Here is a 16032-nt window from a genome sequence, read left to right as displayed (position 1 = left end):
TCCGGAGTCCTCAGATGCCCTCGCGCCGTCATGTCGTTCGAGACATTTCTTATGCCCATTCCGCCGAAACCAAGGGCGGTCGTATGGTCATCAAGCTGATGGAAAACACGACAGGGCGCATGCGACTTATCAAGCGTGCGGACGGGTACGAACAAGACGTCGCCAAGGGGCGCGATTTCTGGGATGTCATGGTCGAACGCTACGGTTTAACGCTGGATGTTGTGGGCGGGGCGCTGTCGAATATCCCGAAGGACGGCCCTCTGATCCTGATTGCCAATCACCCTTACGGCATTCTGGACGGATTGATGATGGGGCATATCCTGTCTGAAACGCGCGGCGATTTCCGGATTCTGGCCCATCGCGTGTTCCGTAAGGCAGAAGATCTGAACCGCATCATCCTGCCGATCTCTTTTGATGAGACGAAAGAGGCAATGAAGCTGAACCTTGAAACCCGCAAAACCGCGTTGAACTATCTTGGCGATGGTGGCGCGATCGGGATTTTTCCGGGTGGAACCGTCAGCACGGCTCTCACGCCGTTCGACCACCCGATGGACCCTGGTTGGCGGGGCTTTACCGCTCGGATGGTCGCCAAATCGAACGCGACCGTGGTGCCGGTTTTCTTCGACGGCCACACTTCTCGTCTATTCCAGATCGCTAGCCATTTGCACAATACTCTGCGGATGGGTTTGCTGATCAAGGAGTTCAAGAAACGCGTTGATACACCTGTGAGAGTTGTGATCGGCGAGCCGATTGGCCGTGATGTTCTGGACCCACTCAGCAAGGATACGCGCAAGATGATGGATTTCCTGCGCAAAGCCACGTATGAGCTGTCTCCGACACCGCTGAAGTCATATGACTACGGCTATGAATTTGAGGAACGGCATCGCGCCTGAAGGGCTAATGGCAGTAGGTATCTTTGATTCCGGTTTGGGCGGTTTGACCGTCCTGAACGCCGCGCAGCAACGGCTGCCCGACGTGGATTTCCTGTATTACGCGGACAGTGCGCATGCGCCGTATGGCGTGCGCGATGCCGAGGATATCTATCAGCTAACCCGCAAGGCGGTTTACGACCTGTGGGATCGTGGCTGCAATCTGGTGATTCTGGCCTGCAATACCGCCAGCGCCGCAGCCCTGCGGCGAATGCAGGAAGAGGGCGTGCCCGAGGGCAAGCGGGTTCTTGGCGTCTTTGTCCCTCTGATCGAAGCGCTGACCGAGCGGCAATGGGGCGACAACTCTCCGCCGCGGGAAGTGGCCGTCAAGCATGTGGCCTTGTTTGCAACGCCCGCCACAGTCTCCAGCCGCGCCTTCCAGCGGGAACTGGCGTTCCGCGCGATTGGTGTGGATGTCGAGGCACAGGCCTGCGGCGGCGTTGTCGATGCCATTGAAGACGGTGATTTGATTCTGGCCGAGGCACTGGTGCGCAGCCATGTGGATGCGTTGAAGCGCAAGATGCCAGAGCCTCAGGCGGCAATTCTGGGCTGCACACATTACCCCTTGATGGCCGAGACATTTCAGGCTGCTTTGGGCGCGGATGTTCAGGTGTTCAGCCAGGGCGATCTGGTGGCTGAAAGCCTGGCCGACTATCTGCAACGCCACCCGACCATGCTGGGTGAGGGAGAAGGCGGCTATCTAACCACCGGCAAGCCGGGTTTTGTCAGCGATCGGGCGACGCAGTTCCTCCGACGACAAATCTTGTTTGAGGCGGCCTGATTTAGGTCAAGGACGCCACCCCTCCGATTTTCTAAATGCAAGACCGTCACAGTGGCGGTCATGATATGTGACACATGCAAAAAGAGGTCTGACATGACCCACAAAATCGCAATTCTGGGCGCCTCGGGCTATACTGGCGCTGAACTGGTGCGGCTGATCGCCGAGCACCCGAACATGGAGATCGTGGCTCTAGCGGCGGAACGAAAGGCGGGCCTGTCGATGGCTCAGGTTTTCCCACATCTGCGCCATATGAACCTGCCGGACCTGTGCAAGATTTCTGAGATCGACTTTTCTCAGATCGACCTGTGTTTCTGCGCGTTGCCGCACAAAACCAGTCAGGAAGTGATCCGCGACCTGCCGAAAACCCTGAAAATCATCGACCTTTCCGCAGACTTCCGGCTGGAGGACGCCGATGAGTACGAAAAATGGTACGGCAACCCGCATAGCGCGTTGGAGCAGCAGGAAGAGGCGGTCTATGGCCTGACCGAGTTCTATCGTGACGACATCAGGACCGCACGGCTTGTGGCCGGTACGGGCTGCAACGCGGCGACTGGACAATATGTGCTGCGGCCGCTGATGTCAGCCGGTGTGATTGATCTGGACGACATCATCCTCGATCTGAAATGCGCCGTGTCGGGCGCTGGCCGGTCGTTGAAAGAAAACCTGCTGCATGCCGAGCTGAGCGAAGGCGCGAATGCCTATGCCATAGGTGGTACGCATCGCCATTTGGGAGAGTTCGATCAGGAGTTTTCAAAACTGGCCGGGCGCACGGTGCATATCCAATTCACGCCGCACCTGATCCCTGCGAACCGGGGTATTCTGGCGACCTCCTACGTGAAGGGCGACCCGCAGAGCGTTTTTGATGCGCTGGCAAAAGCCTATGCTGACGAGCCTTTCATTGAGGTTCTGCCGATGGGCGAGGCGCCCTCGACCCACCATGTGCGGGGATCGAATTTCTGCCATATCGGTGTAGTTGCGGACCGGATCGAACGGCGTGCGATTGTGATCGCCGCATTGGATAACCTGACAAAAGGTAGCAGCGGGCAGGCCTTGCAGAATGCCAACCTGATGTTAGGTGAGGATGAAACCCGAGGGCTGATGATGGCCCCCTTGTTCCCGTGAGGACGGTATGAAAACGCTCAAGAAACGTCGTCGAGTTCAGATCATTCTGGTGGCCGTAGCGGCGCTGGCGGTGTCGACGGCGTTGATTGGGTATGCGATGCGCGATGGCATCAACTTCTTCCGCTCGCCCAGCCAGGTGATCGCTGAGCCGCCTGCGCCGACCGAGGTGTTTCGCATTGGTGGTCTGGTCGAAGAGGGCTCGATCGTGCGGGGGCAGGGTGAAACGGTGCGTTTCGTGGTCACTGATGGCGGCGAAAGTGTTCCGGTGGCATTTACCGGGGTTTTGCCGGATCTCTTCTCGGAAAATGAGGGCATGGTAGGCACGGGTCGCTACGTCAACGGTGTGTTTGAAGCCACTGAAATCCTTGCAAAACATGATGAGACCTATATGCCGAAAGAGGTCATGGACGCCTTGAAGGAACAGGGCGTTTACAAGGATCCGGGCGAAAGCTGAACGCAGCTGCGCTGCGTGCCTCCGGCGGAGGTATTTTTGAACAGAAGAAGCAGGGGCGTTGCGTGCGGGTGGCAAGCGGCGCTCTGTTTCGTTTGGGGTTGTTAAGGAGTTTGCAGGATCGTTCCCTCGACTAGTTCAGGTGGGGGTCGTGATGCAGACGGTTCAACAGATTGCCGAAGAGATTGTGCGTCGGGAAGGCGGGTTTGTGGATGATCCGGATGATCCGGGAGGAGCCACCAATTTCGGCGTGACCATTCACACGATGCGACGGTTGGGTTTGGATTTGACGCGGGACGGGGTGGTTGACGCCGCGGATGTACGGGCCCTCAGCCGCGCGCAGGCGGTTTATATCTTTGTGCAGCATTATTTTGAGAAACCGGGGATCGCCGCCTTGCCCGAGGCGCTGCAGGCCAGCGTGTTCGACATGTATGTAAACGCAGGCGCGCAAGCGGTGCGCATTTTGCAATCACTGCTGGTGAAGATGGGGTTTGCTGTTGTGGTGGACGGGGTTATCGGCCCACAGACCATAGGGGCCAGTCAGGACGCGGCGCGCCCGAACCCGGTTCAGTTGCGGGACGCTTATGGGGTGGCGCGGCGGAACTATTACTTGCGGCTCGCAGATAGGCGTCCTGCGTCGCGAAAATACGCGAGTACCCGTGCGGGTGGGAAAGGCGGTTGGATAAGGCGGGCGGAAGAGTTCCTGTCTGATCGCTATCACCTGAGCGATGAGGCGTTTGAGAGGAGGGTTGCGGGATGGGATTGATCTCGGGCGTTTTGAGCTTCTTGTTCGGTGGTGGGCGTAACGTGGTACGCGAGACTGCAGAGGTCTTTCGGGAACACGCTGATGCGGGCGCTCAACGCCGGATGGTGGTGCAAACTCAGGCCATGACCCAGTTCGGGGCTGAGTTTCAGAGACCACCCAAAGGCATGTTCGACCGGTTTATGGATGGGTTGAACCGGCTTCCGCGTCCGGCCTTGGCGCTGGGAACGTTGGGTCTGTTTGCTGCTGCCATGATCGATCCGATCTGGTTTTCGGCGCGGATGCAGGGGATTGCGCTTGTGCCCGAGCCTTTGTGGTGGTTGTTGGGCGTGATTGTCTCGTTCTATTTCGGCGCGCGTCATCAGGCGAAATCGCAGGATTTGCAACGCGAGATCTCGGCCGTGATGGCGCGGACTCCGACGGTGATGGCCAACCTTGATGCGCTTGGAAATATGCGTAGTGACCGACCCGGTGTGGCAGATACGGGGCCGGATGCGCGCTTGTCGCAAGAGAGCTTGCTGGCTGATGCGAACCCGGCTTTAGAGGATTGGCGACGCGAAAGGGGCTGAGTTGCGACACTATGTGCCCCGAAATCAAACGAAAGTGGTTGGCGATTGCCGTGCCTCCGGCATATATCCTGCCCTATGGTTACAGAGCTAGGTCACTTCGCGCTAATCCTCGCCTTCTTCGTCGCTATCGTGCAAAGCGTGGTGCCCCTGATCGGGGCATCGAAACGTTGGGCCGGATGGATGGCGTTTGCGGAACCGGCGGCAATCTCACAATTCCTGCTGACGGCGTTTTCCTTCGGAGCGCTGGTCTGGGCGTTCACTACGTCAGATTTCTCGCTGAGGATCGTGGTTGAGAACAGCCATTCGGCGAAACCGATGATCTACAAAATCAGTGGGACATGGGGGAACCACGAAGGCTCGATGCTTTTGTGGGTGCTGATCGTGACCCTGTTTGGCGCGATGGCCGCGTTTTTTGGCGCTGGCCTGCCGCCCACTTTGAAAGCACGCGTGTTGGCTGTGCAGTCGGCTGTGGCCGTGGCGTTCTTCGCCTTCATCCTGTTTACCTCGAACCCGTTCGACCGGCTGGCGATTGCTCCGTTCGATGGGCGCGACCTGAACCCGCTGCTGCAAGACCCGGGCTTGGCGTTCCATCCGCCGTTTCTGTATCTGGGCTATGTCGGTCTCAGCATGGCGTTCAGCTTTGCCGTGGCCGCGTTGATCGAGGGCCGTATCGATGCGGCCTGGGGCCGGTGGGTGCGACCGTGGACTCTGGCCGCCTGGGTGTTTCTGACCATCGGGATCGCTCTGGGGTCGTGGTGGGCCTATTATGAGCTGGGCTGGGGCGGTTTCTGGTTCTGGGATCCGGTCGAGAATGCCTCGTTCATGCCATGGCTGCTGGCGGCTGCATTGTTGCACTCCGCCATTGTCGTGGAGAAGCGCGAGGCGCTGAAGAGCTGGACAATCCTGCTGGCGATCATTGCCTTTGGGTTCTCGTTGATCGGGACTTTCATTGTGCGCTCGGGGCTTCTGACCTCGGTTCATGCCTTCGCAACAGATCCAGAGCGGGGCGTTTTCATTCTGTTGATTCTTGTGTTCTTTATCGGTGGCGCGCTGACCCTGTTTGCGGCGCGGGCGCAGGCGATGGAGGCGAAGGGCGTCTTTGGCATGGTCAGCCGGGAAAGCGCGCTGGTCGTGAACAACGTGCTTTTGGCCGTCAGCTGCTTTGTTGTATTCGTCGGTACCATGTGGCCGATGGTGGCCGAGATGATGTTTGACCGGAAACTCTCGGTCGGACCTCCGTTCTTTAACGCGGCCTTCACGCCGTTCATGGTGCTGTTGGGGCTGGTCCTGCCGGTTGGCGCAATGTTGCCGTGGAAGCGCGGCAAGCTGGGCAAGACAGCGTGGTCTCTGCGTTATGCGTTTGTGTTGGCTGTCGCCCTTGGCGTGCTGGTCTGGGCCATGCAGACAGGGCGTAGCGCTTTGGGACCTGTGGGTCTGTTTCTGGGTGCATGGATCACCTTCGGCGCCGTGCTCGATTTGTGGAGCCGGACAGGACGCAACGGCAGTCTGAAACGCCTGTTCCGCCTGCCGGGGGCCGATTGGGGCAAGGCGGTTGCCCATACGGGGCTGGGTGTGGCCATCTTCGCCATCGCCGGTCTGACCGCGTGGGAGGTTGAGGATATCCGCGTCGCCCAACCGGGTCAGCCCTTCGAGGTTGGTCAATTCACCCTGACGCTTGAGGATGTCAATCGCGTGCAAGGGCCGAATTATTTCTCGACCATGGCGGATGTGAAGGTGGAGACCAACGGGCGCATGATCGGGACGCTGCATCCCGAAAAACGCGACTATCCGGTTGCGCGTATGCCCACCACCGAGGCGGCGATTGACTACCGGGTCATGCGAGATCTCTACGTTGTAATCGGGGACCAGCAGGCGGATGGGGGCTGGGTCTTGCGGACCTATATCAAACCCTTCGCCAACTGGATTTGGGCCGGATGCCTCATGATGGCGTTGGGCGGAATCCTCAGCCTCTGCGATCGTCGGTTCCGGGTTGCGGCCGGCGCACGCAAAGCCCCCTCTGCCGGAGTACCCGCAGAATGAAACGTCTGATCCTGATCCTTATGCTTTTGGCGGCACCGGGATTTGCCGTGCAGCCCGACGAAGTTCTGGACGATCCGGTGCTGGAACAACGGGCCCGCGACCTCAGCACCGGTCTACGCTGTTTGGTGTGCCGAAATGAGAGCATCGACGAAAGCAACGCCGATCTAGCGCGCGATTTGCGATTGCTGGTTCGCGAAAGGCTGGTGGCAGGGGATACGGATGAAGAGGCAATTGCCTTCATCGTCGATCGCTATGGAGAATATGTGTTGCTGAAGCCTACGGTTACAGGTTCGAACCTGATGCTGTGGCTGGCCGGGCCAATCATGTTGTCGATTGCCGCAGGTGTTGGCTTAGTCTTTCTGCGCAACCGTGCCAGGGCACAAGCGTTGGGTGAAAGCGACGGGCTGAGCGACGCCGAAAAAGAGCGCCTGCGCCAAATTCTGAAAGACTGACGCGTGGTTCCACTTTTCCTCGGCCTGTGAATGCGGCAGTGTCCGCTCACGCACAGGCGCGAGGGAGAGCTTTAATGGACTACGAAACGATCCTGCTGGACATCACGGACGGGCTGGCGGTGCTGACGCTAAACCGCCCCGACAAGATGAACGCGCTGACCACGCAGATGCGGGCCGAGATCACCCACGCGATGAAACACGCAGCCCGAAATGCGCGGTGCATCGTGTTGACCGGTGCCGGGCCGGCCTTTTGTTCCGGGCAGGATCTGGGTGATGCGTCCTCGACCGGAAAGATCGACCTGGAACGCTCGCTGCGCGATGAATACGAGCCGATGCTCGAGACCATCCATGACAGCCCGGCACCTACCATTGCCGCCGTCAATGGACCGGCAGCCGGGGCAGGGGCCAACCTTGCGCTCTGTGCCGATGTGGTGATCGCGACCGAGAGCGCCTATTTCCTCCAGGCCTTTTCCCGCATCGGCTTGCTTCCGGACGCTGGCGGTACATGGTTCATGCCTCGTCAGATGGGGCTGGCCAAGGCCATGGGGGCCGCGTTGTTTGCCGACAAGATTACCGCACGTCAGGCCGATGATTGGGGTCTGATCTGGGAAGCCGTCGCCGATGATGCATTTGATGCCCATTGGCGTAGTCGGGCCGCACATTTGGCCCAAGGTCCGACGGCGGCCTATGGCGCGATCAAACAGGCGCTCCGCGGTACTTATGAGAAGACCTTGCCACAGCAATTGGCGACCGAGGCGCATTTGCAAGGTGAATGTGGACGTTCGCGCGACTTTGCCGAAGGCGTGGTGGCCTTCATGGAAAAACGCCCCCCGAAATTCGAGGGGCGCTAACTCAGGCGCGGCGGCGGCGTCGGGTGCGGCGCTCGGGCGCGGCGTCGTCGCCCGTACCATCCGAGGCGGATGAGAACGGCCCTAGCGCATCCGTAATCTGATCAAGCGTCGGGCGTGCGCCACGCTCTGTGCTGTCCAGAGCTACACGCATTTTCTCAAGATGTGCGGGCATGGTGCCACAGCAGCCTCCGATGATCCTTGCACCTGCGTCGCGGGCCATCACGGCATAGTCGGCCATCAGATCAGGCGTGCCGTCATAGTGGATATGACCATCGACATATTTCGGAATTCCGGCATTGCCTTTCGAGATCAAGGGCCGCTCGGTCCCTTGCGCGGTGAACCCAAGTACAGTGCGCAGGATGTCCGACGCTCCGGTGCCGCAATTCGCGCCAAACGCTATCGGAGGGTTGGGCAGCGTTTCGACCAGAAGGGCCAGATCCGCCGAGGTAACACCCATCATGGTGCGCCCAGCAGTGTCAAAGCTCATGGTGCCACACCATGGCATTTCGGCCAGCGCGAAGGCCTCGGCCGCGGCGCGGAATTCTTCCGGGGCGCTAATCGTTTCGACCCACAGAACATCAACGCCACCCTCTTTGAGGGCTTCAGCCTGTTCGTGGAACATCTCGACCGCTTCGGAATGCGACAGGCTTCCGACTGGCTCCATGATCTCACCGGTTGGCCCGACCGAGCCGGCAACCACGATGGTGCGTCCGGATTTGTCCGCGACCTCACGCCCGAGTTCAGCGCCAATGCGGTTCAGCTCACCCACGCGGTTTTGCGCGTCATGCAGCTTGAGCCGGGCCGAGGTGCCGCCGAACGTATTGGTCAGAAACAGATCGCTGCCCGCATCGACCGAGCCCTGATACAGAGCGCGGATCTTGTCCGGCGCATCCACATTCCAAAGCTCGGGTGCGTCGCCCGATTGCAGACCCATGTTGAACAGATTGGTTCCGGTCGCACCATCGGCCAGAATGGCCTCCTTGGTCTCGAGAAGCTGGGTCAACGCGTTTGTCATGGGCTTGGTCCGACGTGTTTGGCGCAAAGCGCCAGTATGAATATGAGACGCCCCGTGTCTCATGACCGGGGCGTCAAATCAAATTCATATTACTCATGAAGATCATGAGGTGACCGGTGGCTTAGTCGGTCTCGCTCATGACCTGAGCTTTGGCTTCGGGCAGAAGCTCGGCCATTTTTGCGCGGATTTCGTCATCCGAGGATAGACCGCCCAGATCGGCAGAGACCTTGCGCACGACATCCTCGTGGCCTGCCTCTTCCATATCGGCGATCACGACAGTTTTGGCGTAGTCGTCCGCGTCAGAGCCGGTTTTCCCCAACTTTGCCGCCGCCCAAAGGCCCAGCAATTTGTTGCAGCGGGCCTGTGCCTTGAACTGCATTTCTTCGTCATGGGCAAACTTGGCTTCAAAGGCGTTTTCGCGTTCGTCGAACGTGGTCATTGTATTGGGACCTCTTAGCGTGGACATTCCCCATCTAGATAAGAAACGAATTTCGGAATGTATAGCGAAAATGGGCTTTGCGCGACCAAATACGCTGTGTTGCTGCACGCAGGCTTCGTTGGCAGGTCTTAAGAGTGCTCAACACCGTATGAGGAACCGTTGAAAAGCGGATGCTTCGATGGAAAGCAACCAGACAACTTGCGGGTTGGGGCGGGCTGCTCTATGAGGGCCGCAGCCGCGCGAACTGCGCGTATTGCCGATATGGAAGGGGCCCCGATGGCGCGTCGCAAGAAAATCTACGAAGGCAAAGCCAAGATTCTGTATGAAGGCCCCGAGCCGGGCACCATCGTACAGTACTTCAAGGATGACGCCACCGCGTTCAACGCGGAGAAGAAAGACGTGATCGACGGCAAAGGCGTGCTGAACAACCGACTGTCCGAGTTCTTCATGAACGGTCTCACCCAGATCGGAGTTCCGAACCACTTCATCCGCCGCTTGAACATGCGCGAGCAGCTGGTGCGGAATTGCGAGATTGTCCCTCTGGAAGTGATCGTGCGCAACTATGCCGCCGGTACAATGTCCAAACGTCTGGGCATTGCCGAGGGCACGCAGCTGCCGCGTCCAATTGTCGAGTACTGCTACAAGGACGACACTCTGGGTGATCCGTTGGTCACCGAGGAGCATATCGCGGCCTTTGGCTGGGCCAGCCAGCAGGATATGGACGATATCCTCAGCCTCGCGCTGCGCGTTAATGACTTTATGAGCGGTGTGATGCTGGCGGTTGGCATTCGACTGGTTGATTTCAAAATCGAGATCGGCCGCGTATTCGACGGTGACTACCAGCGTCTGATCGTGGCTGATGAGATCAGCCCCGACAGCTGCCGCCTGTGGGATATCGAAACCGGCCAGAAGCTGGATAAGGATGTCTTCCGCCGCGATCTGGGCAATCTGACCGACGCCTATTCCGAGGTCGCGCGCCGCTTGGGTGTTCTACCGCAAAGCAATGTGACCAAGCCGACGCTGATCAACTGATCTCGGCCTCTGCCTGACGGAATTGCAAAGCGCCGCCCTCATCCGGGCGGCGTTTTTCGCACGAGGGCAGGGTATGTCGTTCGACCCGCAACACCCGCCAGGTCCGTTTAAGGGCGCGCATTTTCATACCTTTTCAATCTTCGCCGCAAACAGGGTTGTCCCAAAGGCACAACCGCGCTATCCCCCGCGCAACGAAATGGGCCGGCGATCGTGGCCCTCAGGTGGAGTTGCGAAGATGAAGGCACGGGTGCATGTGATGCTCAAGAACGGGGTGCTGGACCCTCAGGGTGAGGCGGTCCGCCACGCATTGGGCGCCATGGGCTTTGATCAGGTAGAAGGTGTGCGCCAGGGCAAGGTCATTGATCTGGAACTCGCCGAAGGCGCGACTGAGGCGGACGTGACCGAGATGTGCGAAAAGCTGTTGGCCAACACCGTCATCGAACGCTACGAGATCGAACTGGTCTGATTGGATGCGGGCAGCGCGTCTGATCACCTATCGCCAGCCGCTGGAGCTGACCACCATTCCCGACCCTGAACCGGCCGAGGATGGCGTTGTCGTCCGAGTGTTGGCCTGCGGCGTCTGCCGGTCAGATTGGCATGCGTGGTCGGGGTCGGACCCGGATGTGATCCTCCCGATGACACCCGGCCATGAATATTGCGGCGAGGTTGTTGCGGTGGGCAGCCGCGTCCGCCGTTGGAAAGTCGGTGATCGGGTGATTGCGCCTTTCATTCTGGCCTGTGGTCATTGCCAGGACTGTGCCCAAGGCAATCAAACCACCTGCGCCGACCAGGTCGTGCCGGGGTTTACTTGTGACGGTGCGTTCGCCGAGTATATTGCGGTTGCGCATGCGGATGCCAATCTGACGGAACTGCCCGAGACACTCGCACCCGAGATCGCGGCGGCGCTGGGATGTCGGGTCACGACCGCGTGGCAAGCTCTGGTTGGACGCGCTCAACTGCAAGGCGGCGAATGGCTGGCCGTGTTCGGCGGAGGCGGAGTAGGCGTCTCAACCTTGTTGTTGGGCAAGGCGCTTGGCGCACGGGTGGTTGTCGTCGATATCTCGGACGACAAGCTGAGCTACGCCAAGTCTCTGGGCGCGGATGCTGTTGTGAACGCGGCGACATGCGATGCGCCTGAAGCGGTGAAAGATATCACCGACGGTGGTGCCCATGTGGCGATCGAGGCGCTGGGGATTGAAGCCACGACCGTGGCGTCGATGCGGTCCTTGCGCAAACTGGGCCGGATGGTTCAGATTGGCATGCCTGCGGGCGATCATGCAGCTATGACGCTGCCGATGGATGTTCTCTATTCCGGTCAGCTTTCTGTATATGGAACGCGAGGGATGCCCAGTTGGCGCTATCCATCGCTTCTGTCGTTGATCACGGGTTCGGATCTTGATCTCAGCCCGCTCGTGACGCGAAACGTATCTCTGAACCAGGTGAGTGAAGAACTCGCCGCTTTCGACGCTCCTGCACCTCCGGGTGTGGCGGTGGTCACTGATTTTACTTGCTAGGAGGGTCCGCCATGCGCGCAGCCGTCATCGTATTCCCCGGATCAAACTGCGACCGGGACCTTGCCGTAGCCTTTGAACAGGCCGGCTTCGCCGTTGACATGGTCTGGCACAAGGATGCCGCGCTGCCTGAGGGGGTCGACATCGTCGGCGTTCCCGGTGGCTTCTCTTATGGCGACTACCTGCGCTGCGGGGCCATCGCGGCGCAATCTCCGATCTGCAAGGCTGTGGTCGATCATACCGAGCGTGGCGGCTATGCCGTTGGTATCTGTAACGGATTCCAGATTCTGACGGAGACCGGAATTCTGCCCGGCGCGCTGCTGCGCAATGCCGGTCTGAAATACATCTGCAAAACGGTTGGCCTGAAGGTCGAAACCAGCGACAGCGCCTTTACCCAAGGCTACAATGCAGGAGACGTGATCGGCATTCCGATAGCGCATCACGACGGAAACTATTTCGCCGATGACGGCACCTTGTCCGCGCTGAAGGATCAGGATCGGATCGCGTTCACCTATACCGAGAATCCAAACGGCTCGGTTGGGGATATCGCGGGCATCCTCTCGGAAAACCGTCGCGTTCTTGGCATGATGCCGCACCCCGAACGCGCAGCGGATGAGGGGCATGGCGGCACCGACGGGACGGCATTGTTCCGCGCATTGTCCGGCGTTCTGGCCCCGGCGTGACTTGAGGTCGCCGCTCAGCCCGCGTAACTTTCGGGAATGAGTTCAGGCCTTCACTCGATCAAGGACAAGATGACCCGTCCATTTCGCGGCGCCCCCTTGGGGTGGCGGCTGCGGGTGGCCGTTATTCTGGTCCTTTTGACCGCCGTTGCGACGATCTGGGTGACGAACCGGTTGCTGACCGACCGTTTCACCGAGTCGACCCGCAACCGCGCCGAGCTGCGTCTTGCCCTGTATTCCGGCAACCTCCTCAGCGAATTGCGACGCAACGCGATTGTGCCGCAGCTTCTGTCGCGAGACCCGACGCTGATCTCGGCACTGCAATCCAGTGACTACCTGTTGTCCAGCCAGCGTCTGATCTCTTTCGTTGAAGAGATTGGGGCCGCGTCCTTGATGCTGATGGATGGAGATGGCGTGACAGTGGCGGCCACCGACCGCAACCGACTGCTCGAAGGGCATCGCAATGCGCCATATTTTGTGGACGCAATCCGCTCGAACGCGACGATTTTCACGGTCAGCCCGCGCGAAACTGGCGACTACAGCTTTATCTATTCCCGCAGGATCGAGGCGAATTCCGAAATCCTCGGCGTGATCGTGGTTGAGGTCGACCTACAGAAATTCGAACGCGCCTGGGCCGGGATTTCTGATGCCGTGCTGGTGCGAGACAGCACCGGCAACATCATCCTGTCGACCGAGCCGCAATGGCGTGGGCTGGACGAAAGCTCGGCCATGCTGCGACAGACGCCGGAAAGTGCGATCCAGCGCGCGCTGAGGGCGACGGCCGACTGGTCTGCATTGCCGCCGGATGGTTATCTGGAAGGTGAGGCCGTCATTCGGCTTGAGACACGCATACCGTTCCGCGGTTGGCAAATGGCCTCGTTCACCACCTATGACTCAATCCGCGAGAAGGTGAACAGTGTCCTGGCGCTGGAAATCATGGGCTTTGCGATTCTCCTGGCGGCGGCGTTCTATCTGCTCAGTCGCCGCGCCGCTTCGCGCGTGGTTCTGTTCCAGCGCGAGTCGGCAGAGCTTCGCGCATTGAACGCAAGGCTACAGCGGGAAATCGCTGAGCGCGAACGGGTTGAAAAGACGTTGGATTTGGCGGAACAGACGCTTGCGCAAAGCTCGAAACTGGCGGCCTTGGGTGAGATGTCGGCGGCGGTAAGTCACGAGCTTAATCAACCTCTGGCTGCAATGAAAACCTACCTTGCCGGGGCGCGTTTGCTGCTGCGCAGAAACCGACCGGAAGAGGCCCTTGCCAGCTTTGGTCGCATTGATGGTCTGATCGAACGGATGGGCGCTATTACTCGGCAGCTGAAGTCTTACGCGCGTAAGGGGGCGGATGCGTTTTCGCCAGTAAACCTTGGCGAAGCGCTGGCCTCGTCGCTTTCGATGATGGAGCCTCAGCTGCGGCAGCGCCATGTTAAGATCACGCAGATCCTGCCCGAAGACCCTGTCATTGTGATGGGGGACCGGATGCGGATTGAACAGGTGATGGTCAACCTCTTGCGCAACGCGCTAGACGCCACCAAATCTGTAGCAGAGCCGGATGTTGAGATCATCCTGGCGGCAGGCGATATGGCGGTGCTGACCGTGCGCGACAACGGGTATGGTATCAAGGATATCGAAAGCCTGTTTGAGCCCTTCTACACCACCAAACAGCCAGGTGACGGGGTCGGGCTGGGGCTTGCTATCTCGTCGGGGATCGTGAACGACCATGGCGGACGGCTAACCGCACGCAACGGCCAGAAGGGTGGCGCGGTCTTCGAGATGCAACTGCCACTGGGAAGCGACGGCCTCCAGGCCGCTGAATAACACGAGGGAATACTATGGCACAGGCCATGAAAATCGCCATTGTCGATGACGAACAGGACATGCGCCAGTCGATCAGCCAATGGCTGGCGCTGTCGGGATATGACACCGAAACCTTTGCTAGCGCCGAAGACGCGCTCAAGGTTCTGGGGCCGGATTATCCTGGGATCGTGATCTCGGACATTAAAATGCCGGGTATGGACGGCATTCAATTGCTGAAAAAACTGATGGGGGCGGATAGCACGCTGCCCGTTATCATGATCACCGGCCACGGCGATGTGCCGATGGCGGTTGAGGCGATGCGCGTTGGCGCGTTTGATTTCCTCGAAAAACCCTTCAACCCCGACCGCATGTCAGAACTGGCCAAACGCGCCAGCAACGCACGGCGGCTGACGCTGGACAACCGCGCCCTACGGCGCGAGCTGTCGGGTGGTACTCAGATCATGAACAAGCTGATCGGCGCCAGCCCGGTGATGGAGCGTCTGCGCGAAGATATCCTCGATCTGGGGCAGGCGGACGGCCATGTTTTGATCGACGGAGAGACGGGTACCGGCAAGACGCTTGTGGCGCACGCTCTGCACGCCGTTGGTAGTCGAGCGGGCAAGAAATTCGTCCTGGTATCTTGTGCGGCACTGGAAGAGGAAGTGCTGTCGAAGCGTCTGTTCGGCCCGATGATGCCAGAGGATGCGCAGCTTCCCGCGATTGAGGAAGCTCGCGGCGGGACTCTGGTTCTGGAAGATGTCGAGGCGTTAAGCGACACGTTGCAGGCCCGCTTGCTGAGCGTGATGAACGAGCAGGGCACCCCAGCGGAAACGCGGATCGTCGCGATCTCGAACCTGCAAGAAGCCGGCAAGACCTCCGAGGACGTTCTGCGCCCGGATCTGTTCTACCGTCTGGCCGCTCTCCGCATAACCATGCCGCCTCTGCGACAGCGAGGTGAGGATATCCTGACGCTGTTCACACGCCTTAGTGAGCAGTTCGCAGAGGAATATGGCTGTGACGCCCCTCAGGTCAGTGCGCAGGAAGCGGCGCAACTGTTGCAAGCCCCGTGGCCGGGCAATGTGCGGCAGTTGATCAACATCGCCGAACGCGCGGTGCTGCAATCCCGACGTGGCTCGGGAACTATTGCGTCTTTGCTGATGTCCGATCACGAGGAAATGCAGCCGGTAATGACCACCGAGGGCAAACCCCTGAAGGAATACGTGGAAGCGTTCGAACGGATGCTGATCGATAACACCATGCGTCGCCATAAGGGCTCAATCGCGTCGGTGATGGATGAGCTTTGCCTGCCCCGCCGGACTCTGAACGAAAAGATGGCCAAATACGGACTGCAGCGGTCGGACTATCTTTAAGAACCACGCAGGCGCTTATTCAACGCTCCGATCACGCAAGTGGTCGGGGCGTTTTTTATGGTGAAAAGGTTCGCGCTGGGTTTTTGGACGTATCTTAAATAGATTTTAACCCGATACAGGGGAAATCTGTTAAACTGCATTCACTTATCGTTGATGCAGATTTGAATTAAGCAGTGGCGTTCCTAGATTAAACACTCAAATACGCGGGTGTTTGGTCCGCAAAAACCCGGCGA

18 protein-coding genes are annotated in these 16032 nt (G+C 59.3%); 15 read left to right on the top strand and 3 right to left on the bottom strand.

Annotation, left to right across the window (positions count from 1 at the left end; genetic code table 11):
• Positions 1 to 14 precede the first annotated feature (14 nt).
• From ACXAH8_RS03820 to ACXAH8_RS03780, 9 genes are all read left to right on the top strand, one after another.
• Positions 15 to 893: a lysophospholipid acyltransferase family protein gene (locus ACXAH8_RS03820; protein ID WP_475216166.1), complete on the top strand. Its 879-nt coding sequence runs from the start codon at positions 15 to 17 to the stop codon at positions 891 to 893.
• A 7-nt stretch (positions 894 to 900) separates the two neighbouring features.
• Entirely contained in the window at positions 901 to 1710 is an 810-nt protein-coding gene (locus ACXAH8_RS03815) for a glutamate racemase (protein WP_475216165.1), read from the top strand.
• 93 nt (positions 1711 to 1803) lie between these two features.
• Positions 1804 to 2832: an N-acetyl-gamma-glutamyl-phosphate reductase gene (gene argC, locus ACXAH8_RS03810; protein WP_475216163.1), complete on the top strand. Its 1029-nt coding sequence runs from the start codon at positions 1804 to 1806 to the stop codon at positions 2830 to 2832.
• A 7-nt stretch (positions 2833 to 2839) separates the two neighbouring features.
• Positions 2840 to 3286 (top strand): cytochrome c maturation protein CcmE, encoded by a 447-nt coding sequence (ccmE, locus tag ACXAH8_RS03805; protein WP_170467093.1) that lies wholly within the window; start codon positions 2840 to 2842, stop codon positions 3284 to 3286.
• A 151-nt stretch (positions 3287 to 3437) separates the two neighbouring features.
• Entirely contained in the window at positions 3438 to 4049 is a 612-nt protein-coding gene (locus ACXAH8_RS03800) for a holin-associated N-acetylmuramidase (RefSeq protein WP_475216161.1), read from the top strand.
• Positions 4040 to 4615, top strand: coding sequence for a holin family protein (locus tag ACXAH8_RS03795; RefSeq protein WP_475216160.1), 576 nt, complete (start codon positions 4040 to 4042; stop codon positions 4613 to 4615). Before ACXAH8_RS03800 ends, ACXAH8_RS03795 begins: the two co-directional genes overlap by 10 nt.
• A 75-nt stretch (positions 4616 to 4690) precedes the next feature.
• Positions 4691 to 6655: a heme lyase CcmF/NrfE family subunit gene (locus tag ACXAH8_RS03790; RefSeq protein WP_475216158.1), complete on the top strand. Its 1965-nt coding sequence runs from the start codon at positions 4691 to 4693 to the stop codon at positions 6653 to 6655.
• Positions 6652 to 7107 (top strand): cytochrome c-type biogenesis protein, encoded by a 456-nt coding sequence (locus ACXAH8_RS03785; RefSeq protein WP_475216156.1) that lies wholly within the window; start codon positions 6652 to 6654, stop codon positions 7105 to 7107. The genes ACXAH8_RS03790 and ACXAH8_RS03785 overlap by 4 nt, the downstream gene beginning before the upstream one ends.
• A 74-nt stretch (positions 7108 to 7181) precedes the next feature.
• Positions 7182 to 7958, top strand: coding sequence for an enoyl-CoA hydratase-related protein (locus ACXAH8_RS03780; protein ID WP_475216154.1), 777 nt, complete (start codon positions 7182 to 7184; stop codon positions 7956 to 7958).
• A gap of 1 nt (position 7959) precedes the next feature.
• On the opposite strand, the gene bmt is transcribed toward ACXAH8_RS03780, so the two are convergent.
• Positions 7960 to 8973 (bottom strand): betaine--homocysteine S-methyltransferase, encoded by a 1014-nt coding sequence (gene bmt / locus ACXAH8_RS03775; RefSeq protein WP_475216152.1) that lies wholly within the window; start codon positions 8971 to 8973, stop codon positions 7960 to 7962.
• Positions 8974 to 9094: 121 nt separating this feature from the next.
• On the bottom strand, positions 9095 to 9412 hold the full coding sequence (locus ACXAH8_RS03770) for a DUF1476 domain-containing protein (RefSeq protein WP_170373627.1): 318 nt from the start codon (positions 9410 to 9412) through the stop codon (positions 9095 to 9097).
• 276 nt (positions 9413 to 9688) lie between these two features.
• On the opposite strand from ACXAH8_RS03770, the gene purC reads away from it, so the two are divergent.
• On the top strand, positions 9689 to 10444 hold the full coding sequence (gene purC, locus ACXAH8_RS03765; RefSeq protein ID WP_475216279.1) for a phosphoribosylaminoimidazolesuccinocarboxamide synthase: 756 nt from the start codon (positions 9689 to 9691) through the stop codon (positions 10442 to 10444).
• On the opposite strand, the gene ACXAH8_RS03760 is transcribed toward purC, so the two are convergent.
• A complete protein-coding gene (locus tag ACXAH8_RS03760; protein ID WP_475216150.1) occupies positions 10437 to 10565 on the bottom strand; it encodes a hypothetical protein in 129 nt (42 codons plus the stop codon). The genes purC and ACXAH8_RS03760 overlap by 8 nt on opposite strands.
• A 114-nt stretch (positions 10566 to 10679) precedes the next feature.
• Here ACXAH8_RS03760 and purS point away from each other — a divergent pair, with 114 nt between their 5' ends.
• Genes purS through ACXAH8_RS03735 form a run of 5 tightly spaced genes read left to right on the top strand, consistent with a single transcriptional unit; the run spans position 10680 to position 15799 of the window.
• Complete coding sequence (purS, locus tag ACXAH8_RS03755) at positions 10680 to 10910, top strand: phosphoribosylformylglycinamidine synthase subunit PurS (protein ID WP_170374301.1); 231 nt, start codon at positions 10680 to 10682, stop codon at positions 10908 to 10910.
• A gap of 4 nt (positions 10911 to 10914) precedes the next feature.
• Positions 10915 to 11958: a zinc-dependent alcohol dehydrogenase family protein gene (locus ACXAH8_RS03750; protein WP_475216147.1), complete on the top strand. Its 1044-nt coding sequence runs from the start codon at positions 10915 to 10917 to the stop codon at positions 11956 to 11958.
• An 11-nt stretch (positions 11959 to 11969) separates the two neighbouring features.
• Entirely contained in the window at positions 11970 to 12638 is a 669-nt protein-coding gene (purQ, locus tag ACXAH8_RS03745; RefSeq protein WP_170659488.1) for a phosphoribosylformylglycinamidine synthase subunit PurQ, read from the top strand.
• A 36-nt stretch (positions 12639 to 12674) separates the two neighbouring features.
• A complete protein-coding gene (locus ACXAH8_RS03740) occupies positions 12675 to 14450 on the top strand; it encodes a sensor histidine kinase (RefSeq protein WP_475216144.1) in 1776 nt (591 codons plus the stop codon).
• 14 nt (positions 14451 to 14464) lie between these two features.
• Positions 14465 to 15799 (top strand): sigma-54-dependent transcriptional regulator, encoded by a 1335-nt coding sequence (locus ACXAH8_RS03735; RefSeq protein ID WP_170373631.1) that lies wholly within the window; start codon positions 14465 to 14467, stop codon positions 15797 to 15799.
• The last annotated feature ends 233 nt before the right edge of the window (positions 15800 to 16032 follow it).

The sequence above is a fragment of the Ruegeria sp. ABV3_008 genome (assembly GCF_056161185.1).
Note: the sequence above shows the minus strand (reverse complement) of the source record. Positions and strands in the feature narration are given on the sequence as shown.

Bases quoted from the DNA above. Each gene is read 5' to 3' on its own strand.
- argC (WP_475216163.1), top strand. From the start codon at position 1,804: ATGACCCACAAAATCGCAATTCTGGGCGCCTCGGGCTATACTGGCGCT.
- ACXAH8_RS03735 (WP_170373631.1), top strand. From the start codon at position 14,465: ATGGCACAGGCCATGAAAATCGCCATTGTCGATGACGAACAGGACATG.
- ACXAH8_RS03815 (WP_475216165.1), top strand. From the start codon at position 901: ATGGCAGTAGGTATCTTTGATTCCGGTTTGGGCGGTTTGACCGTCCTG.
- bmt (WP_475216152.1), bottom strand. From the start codon at position 8,973: ATGACAAACGCGTTGACCCAGCTTCTCGAGACCAAGGAGGCCATTCTG.
- purS (WP_170374301.1), top strand. From the start codon at position 10,680: ATGAAGGCACGGGTGCATGTGATGCTCAAGAACGGGGTGCTGGACCCT.
- ccmE (WP_170467093.1), top strand. From the start codon at position 2,840: ATGAAAACGCTCAAGAAACGTCGTCGAGTTCAGATCATTCTGGTGGCC.
- ACXAH8_RS03790 (WP_475216158.1), top strand. From the start codon at position 4,691: ATGGTTACAGAGCTAGGTCACTTCGCGCTAATCCTCGCCTTCTTCGTC.
- ACXAH8_RS03750 (WP_475216147.1), top strand. From the start codon at position 10,915: ATGCGGGCAGCGCGTCTGATCACCTATCGCCAGCCGCTGGAGCTGACC.
- ACXAH8_RS03760 (WP_475216150.1), bottom strand. From the start codon at position 10,565: ATGCGCGCCCTTAAACGGACCTGGCGGGTGTTGCGGGTCGAACGACAT.
- ACXAH8_RS03740 (WP_475216144.1), top strand. From the start codon at position 12,675: ATGAGTTCAGGCCTTCACTCGATCAAGGACAAGATGACCCGTCCATTT.
- ACXAH8_RS03780 (WP_475216154.1), top strand. From the start codon at position 7,182: ATGGACTACGAAACGATCCTGCTGGACATCACGGACGGGCTGGCGGTG.
- purC (WP_475216279.1), top strand. From the start codon at position 9,689: ATGGCGCGTCGCAAGAAAATCTACGAAGGCAAAGCCAAGATTCTGTAT.
- ACXAH8_RS03785 (WP_475216156.1), top strand. From the start codon at position 6,652: ATGAAACGTCTGATCCTGATCCTTATGCTTTTGGCGGCACCGGGATTT.
- ACXAH8_RS03795 (WP_475216160.1), top strand. From the start codon at position 4,040: ATGGGATTGATCTCGGGCGTTTTGAGCTTCTTGTTCGGTGGTGGGCGT.
- ACXAH8_RS03820 (WP_475216166.1), top strand. From the start codon at position 15: ATGCCCTCGCGCCGTCATGTCGTTCGAGACATTTCTTATGCCCATTCC.
- ACXAH8_RS03770 (WP_170373627.1), bottom strand. From the start codon at position 9,412: ATGACCACGTTCGACGAACGCGAAAACGCCTTTGAAGCCAAGTTTGCC.
- purQ (WP_170659488.1), top strand. From the start codon at position 11,970: ATGCGCGCAGCCGTCATCGTATTCCCCGGATCAAACTGCGACCGGGAC.
- ACXAH8_RS03800 (WP_475216161.1), top strand. From the start codon at position 3,438: ATGCAGACGGTTCAACAGATTGCCGAAGAGATTGTGCGTCGGGAAGGC.